Source organism: Paenibacillus sp. GCM10023250 (assembly GCF_042653205.1).
Classification (GTDB): domain Bacteria; phylum Bacillota; class Bacilli; order Paenibacillales; family Paenibacillaceae; genus Paenibacillus_Z.
In genome coordinates, this window is record NZ_JBHSHY010000090.1 from 1 (window position 1) to 1,669 (window position 1,669).

The 1,669-nt window shown below is 42.7% G+C and carries 1 protein-coding gene; it reads right to left on the bottom strand.

Annotation, left to right across the window (positions count from 1 at the left end):
- Positions 1-111 precede the first annotated feature (111 nt).
- A complete protein-coding gene (locus tag ACFPB1_RS27340; RefSeq protein ID WP_379229378.1) occupies positions 112-1,563 on the bottom strand; it encodes an IS1182 family transposase in 1,452 nt (483 codons plus the stop codon).
- Positions 1,564-1,669: the final 106 nt, after the last annotated feature.

Sequence of the window (1,669 nt, forward strand, 5' to 3'; positions counted from 1 at the left end):
TCCGAGGCCACTGAAGAACTTAGGTGTTTTGTAGTTTAAGATTTTGCAGTATAAAAAAATGGACCATCTACTCTTAAAATAAGGAGCAGATGGCCCATTTTTTCATTTTTATTAGACTGTCAATTTTAGAATTCGTTTTAGATTAACCGCAAATATCGCCATAGCCCCTTGCAACTCCATGCCTAATAGACCCGACGATGTGGCTACATCATACCCGTGCCTATGCTTGAGTTCGCTATTCTTTGCTTCAATTTTGTAGCGTTCCTTGGACTTTTCCTTGAAATATTCACTATCTTGGAAAGCCATTTGTTCGGTGTGTTCGTTGGATTTTATCGTGACCGCATAGGTTTTGGTTTTAGCACCTTCCTTGTAGCAGCCTTCCTTGAACGGGCAACGCTTGCATTTCTCTACATCAAAATAATAGGTGTTTGTTTGGTTTTTACCTACTCCTTTCTTCCCTTGCCGAGCTCTTCGAATGGCCATATGGCCTGCCTTGCATACGTACATGCCAGCATCTTTGTTAAACTCGAATTCATCTTCTTTTTTACGTCCGCCTTGTGTTACTTGCGGATGTAATTTAGCAACCAACTCCATGTTATTCTCTTTGCTGTAGGCAATATTGTCCTTCTCTGAATAGGCGGTATCTCCAATTACAGTCTTCACCGTCATGCCTGTTGCCTTTGTCTTCCCTATGAGTGTCTGTAGTTGCTTTCCATCGTTCTTCTCTCCTGTTGTAATTACAGCCGCTGTAATAATTCGCTCCTCTGTCATAGCCAGATGGGTTTTGTAGCCGAAGAAAGAAGTGTCCACACTTTTGTGTCCGACCTGCGCATCCTGGTCTTTGGAGATTCGCAAGTGCTCCACATCATCTTCCACGGTTTCTTGAAGCAGATTCAACGGCTCCGTAATTTTAGGGAGTTGGGCGATTCCAAGTTTTGACTTCGTAACCTCGATCAGTTGTTGGCAGTATGTAATTTCGGCTTCCACCGTATCCACGGTATTTTTGGCGGGCAGTTTCGTCTTAAACTTTTCGTCTACAGAGTAGATGGCTTTCCGCAATTTGCGAGACTGGTCCTGTAAGATCTCTCGTGGGGACTTTTGGTTGTAGCGTGCCTTGGTGTGTGTAGCATCTACGATAATAGAGGTGCTTTTGAGTATCCCTTTTTCCATCGCAAGTTGAACCGATTTGCCAATGAGCATGTCGAGCAGGTTGAGGTCTTTCAACCGCAGCTTGCGAAATTTAGTCAAGGAACTCGGGTCAATGACCGGCTCTTCCGGGGCCATTTGAAGAAAGTATTTAAAAGACATGTCGTATCTAGACCGCTCGACAATATCTACATCTGACAGTTCAAAAATAGCTTTCAGCAATAAATATTTAAACATCCGCACGGGGTCGATTGCATTTCGACCATTGTCCAGACAGTAATTTGCTTGTAGCTCTTCGTATATGAAAGTAAAATCCACGAGTTCGTTTATTTGACGTAGCATATTGTCTTTGGGAACAACCAGTTCATAAAGTGCTGAGTATGGACTTAAAGATAATGAGATCTGTGGCTGGAACATAAGCTTCATCCCTTTCACCGTTATACCTTAAGTATACAGAGAAAAAGGTACATCTCCCTTAAAATTAAGGAAAATGTACCCTTTTGGACTTTTTCAGTGGCCTCGG